6 protein-coding genes are annotated in these 4,178 nt (G+C 36.7%); 5 read left to right on the top strand and 1 reads right to left on the bottom strand.

Annotated elements, in window-relative coordinates:
• A partial coding sequence (locus ACIR310F_RS21115) for a TldD/PmbA family protein (protein WP_231387347.1) occupies positions 1 to 1,183 on the top strand: 1,183 nt, incomplete at its 5' end.
• A gap of 126 nt (positions 1,184 to 1,309) precedes the next feature.
• Here ACIR310F_RS21115 and ACIR310F_RS0100860 read toward each other — a convergent pair.
• Positions 1,310 to 1,945, bottom strand: coding sequence for a Uma2 family endonuclease (locus ACIR310F_RS0100860; protein WP_028082188.1), 636 nt, complete (start codon positions 1,943 to 1,945; stop codon positions 1,310 to 1,312).
• 143 nt (positions 1,946 to 2,088) lie between these two features.
• Here ACIR310F_RS0100860 and ACIR310F_RS0100855 point away from each other — a divergent pair, with 143 nt between their 5' ends.
• The 4 genes from ACIR310F_RS0100855 to ACIR310F_RS21110 all read left to right on the top strand — a co-directional run.
• Positions 2,089 to 2,430 carry a protein kinase domain-containing protein gene (locus ACIR310F_RS0100855; RefSeq protein WP_028082187.1) on the top strand — a complete coding sequence of 114 codons (342 nt, stop codon included), beginning with the start codon at positions 2,089 to 2,091 and terminating at the stop codon, positions 2,428 to 2,430.
• Positions 2,431 to 2,532: 102 nt separating this feature from the next.
• Complete coding sequence (locus tag ACIR310F_RS0100850) at positions 2,533 to 2,949, top strand: XisH family protein (protein WP_028082186.1); 417 nt, start codon at positions 2,533 to 2,535, stop codon at positions 2,947 to 2,949.
• Complete coding sequence (locus tag ACIR310F_RS0100845; RefSeq protein ID WP_028082185.1) at positions 2,937 to 3,272, top strand: XisI protein; 336 nt, start codon at positions 2,937 to 2,939, stop codon at positions 3,270 to 3,272. Before ACIR310F_RS0100850 ends, ACIR310F_RS0100845 begins: the two co-directional genes overlap by 13 nt.
• 92 nt (positions 3,273 to 3,364) lie before the next feature.
• On the top strand, positions 3,365 to 4,178 hold an 814-nt coding region (locus ACIR310F_RS21110; RefSeq protein ID WP_035367392.1), incomplete at its 3' end, for a serine/threonine protein kinase.

The raw sequence follows: 4,178 nt of genomic DNA, 5'->3' as shown, positions 1-4,178 counted from the left end.
CCGCCTCAAACAAATAGAAACCAGTCAATCTGAAGGTACAGCCCTGCGGTTATGGCGGGATGGTTGTCCCGGTTTGACGGTAGCTTATGGTGATGTTGATCCCCATGCTATGGTGGGGAAATCTTTGGCACTGAGTCGCTTAAATCCACCAGAAGCAGTAGAATTAGGGAGTCATAGCGGGCAATCTTACCCGGATTTAGGTACATCTGTATCTGTCGAAAGGTTGATTAATTGGGGTAAAGAGGCGATCGCTTTGATTCGTGATGTCTATCCAGATGTTCTTTGTCATAGTGAATGGGAATGTGATCTAGAAAACACCAGACTAATCAACAGCCAAGGTTTAGACTCTCATTACACTGACACCACACTTAGCTGCTATATGTCAGCAGAATGGGTCAGAGGTGATGATTTTCTCAATGTTGCTGATGGCCAAACCCAACGAGATCAACTTAACCCAGAGAAAGTAGCCAATCAAATTTTACAGCGCTTAAATTGGGCTAAGGAAAATGTTCCTAGTCCCAGTGGTCGTTGTCCTGTCTTGTTCACTTCCAAAGCAGCAGATATGCTGTGGGGAACTGTGCAAGCAGCTTTGAATGGTAAACACATCCTCGAAAAATCTTCTCCCTGGGTTGATAGGTTAGGTAAACCAGTAATTGCACCCACCCTTACCCTTTACCAAAACCCAGCCGCAGGCCCCTATAGCTGTCCCTTTGATGATGAAGGTCAACCTACCCAGTCATTAATATTTATCGAAAATGGAATTTTACGGAGTTTTTATAGCGATCGCACTACGGGACAAAAATTAAACAGCGGTAGCACTGGTAATGGTTTCCGTCCTGGTTTAAGTAGTTATCCCACACCGGGGCTATTTAACTTCCTAATTCAACCTGGTGATCTTTCCCTATTAGACTTGATTAGAAAGATGGATGATGGCTTAATTATCGATCAAATGTTAGGTAGTTGTAGCGGACTATCTGGTGATTTTTCTATTAATGTTGATTTAGGATATCGGGTAAAAAACGGTCAAATAATTGGCCGGGTCAAGGATACGATGGTAGCAGGAAATGTGTACACAGCCCTGAAACAAGTGGTACAACTCGGTGGAGACGCAGATTGGAATGGTTCTTGTTATACACCATCACTGATAGTAGAAGGACTATCTATTACGGGGAAAAATAGTTAAAATGCCAATATTACCGCCTTTATGCGTCATCTTTTATATGCCCCAAATACCAAAGTAGCTATGGGTTGTTACCATACATTAGAAAGAACTAAATAATTTAAACCTTGTAGAGAGGAATTTACCTTTCTACAAGCTGTTTAGCCAATTTCTAAAAGCCTTTAATGTCGCATTTCTTCCTATAGTTCTACTCTTCTGTAAAGATTCAGGAATCACTTCAATTAAAGGTAAATTAGGAAAATTTAAACTAGATTTAGATTCCACATAAACACCATTTTGTAAAAGATTAATTTGCAAAATTCCGTTTTCAAACCGCCATACTTCAGGAACTTGCAAACTTTGATATATATTCAAATGGGTACGGGAAGTAATATCAATTTCTAAAGCTAAATCTGGAGGAGGGTCAATTGTTAAATCCAATCTTTTTTTCCCCCGAATTACAGCCTCATTTTGAATATAAAAACATTGATCAGGTTCTATACCTTGTGCCATAAATTGATTTTTAAAGGTCGTAGAACCAAGACTAATAAATTCAACATCTAACTGTTCTAACAATGCTTTGACTAAATCACTAATAATTTCTTTATCAAATTCATGTTCTGCTAAAGGACTGATAATTTCTAATATTCCCTTATCATAAGCAATTCGCGCAGCCCGGTGTTCTCCCAATTCTGCAATAATTGTTTCTAATTCTTTCCAAGTCACATTTTCTAATATAACTCTTTGTCCTGGTGGTACATGAATGCGCTTTAATTCTAACAACATCATTGCCACTCCTTATAATTTGAATTTTTCAACATTATAACATCCGATATCCCCAACTTCTTGAAGATGTCGGGGATCTAACCAACACCATGATATAATTATCAGGATATAATTAAATTAATCTTCACCATATCTACAAGGGTATGATTATTTGGCAACCAGGGCAACAAATTAATAACGGTAGATTTATCATTCAAGGTAAACCCTTGGGTAGTGGTGGTTTTGGGACTACCTACAAAGCCTTAGAACCCAGCACGGGTAAATTATACGCCATTAAAACCCTCAATCAGCAAATGCAATTGCGAGAGGATTTTGCAGAACAACAAGTTAAGTTTATTAACGAAGCCTTGACAATTAAAGGTTTTGATCATAAGCATATTCTCAAAGTCCATGAAGTCATTCAATCAGGTGAGCTTTTTGGCGTAGTGATGGAATATATTGATGGAGTAACTTTATTTCAATATAAAGGATGTAAAGGATGGTAATTTATAGATGGTTTGTTGGTGATGAAAGTTGTATTTGTCAGAAATCAGGATATACGGTTACTGAGCGAAGTCGAAGTACAGGATTAAAGGATTTACAGTATTATGTCAGCAAGAGATTTATTTCATCAAGCAGTTGTCAACGCATTATTAAAAGAACAATGGTTAATTACTCATGATCCATTAGAGGTAGAATTAGAAGATACAACATTGAAAATTGATTTAGGTGCAGAAAGATTAATTGCAGCCGAAAAAGGAGAAGAAAAGATTGCTGTAGAAATTAAAAGTTTTGCTAGTAACTCAGCAGTAAGTGAATTTCATACAGCATTAGGACAATTTCTCAATTATCAAATAATGTTAGAAGAAACAGAATCACAAAGAGTATTATATTTAGCAGTTCCCGAAGAAACTTACAAATCCTTTTTTCAAACTCGACTTGCTAAAATAGCAGTAGAAAGACATAAAGTTAAAATCATAGTCTATAATCCAATAATGGAGGTAATTGTCAAATGGCAAATTTAGAAAATTATCGTCAATATATTCAAACTATACTCCAAGAACATAGTCAATTTAAACCTAAATATGATGAAATAGATAATGAATTGATTTTTGATACCATTCATGATCATTATCAATTGTTTCGTGTCGGTTGGAACGGTTTAACGCGGGTTTATCATAGTGTGATTCATTTTGACATTAAAAATAACAAAATCTGGATTCAACAAAATACCACAGAAACAGATTTAGCTCAAGAATTAGTCAATATGGGAGTACCAAAAGAGGATATTGTTTTTGGTTTACAACCACCATATAAACGTCCTTATACTGGTTATGGGGTAGCTTAATTTCTATTTCTCAAGATGTCGGGGATCTAACCAAGGCCATGATATAATTACCATGATATAATTAAATTAATCTTCACCATATCTACAAGAATATGATTATTTGGCAACCAGGGCAAGAAATTAATAACGGTAGATTTATCATTCAAGGTAAACCCTTGGGTAGTGGTGGTTTTCGGACTACCTACAAAGCCTTAGAACCTAGCACGGGTAAATTATACGCCATTAAAACCCTCAATCAGCAAATGCAATTGCGAGAGGATTTTCCAGAACAACAGGTTGAGTTTATTAACGAAGCCTTGACAATTAAAGGTTTTGATCATAAACACATTCTCAAAGTTTATGAAGTCATTCAAGCAGGTGAGCTTTTTGGCGTGGTGATGGAATATATTGATGGAGTAACTTTATTTCAATATATTAGACAAAGGGGACAACTTGCCGAAAGCGAAGCACTATTATATATAGATCAAATTGGTCAGGCTTTAGAATATATTCACGCTAAAGGCAGTTTACACCGGGACATTAAACCTGCAAATATTCTCTTACGTCAAAATAAACAAGAAGCGGTTTTAATTGACTTTGGTTTAACTCGCAGTATTGCTACTAAAAGTATGACAGCTTCTTTAACAGAAGGTTATGCACCTATTGAACAATATCGTCGCAAAGGGAGTTTTGGACCCCATACCGATGTTTATGCTTTAGCTGCTACTTTATATTATCTGCTCACGGCTGATGGACTCAACAAAGAGGGTGAATTTAGTCCCGTACCCGCACAAAACCGCAAATATGATGATGAACCTTTACCAGCGCCAAAACATTATAATTCTGGCATTAGTCAGAGGGTGAATGATGCTATTTTAGCAGGGATGGAAATAGAACCGGAAAAGCGTACTCCAACGGTTTTGAAGT

It is taken from the genome of Dolichospermum circinale AWQC310F (assembly GCF_000426925.1).
In the GTDB taxonomy this organism is placed as follows: Bacteria; Cyanobacteriota; Cyanobacteriia; order Cyanobacteriales; family Nostocaceae; genus Dolichospermum; species Dolichospermum circinale.
This window is presented reverse-complemented; position numbering and strand designations above follow the sequence as displayed.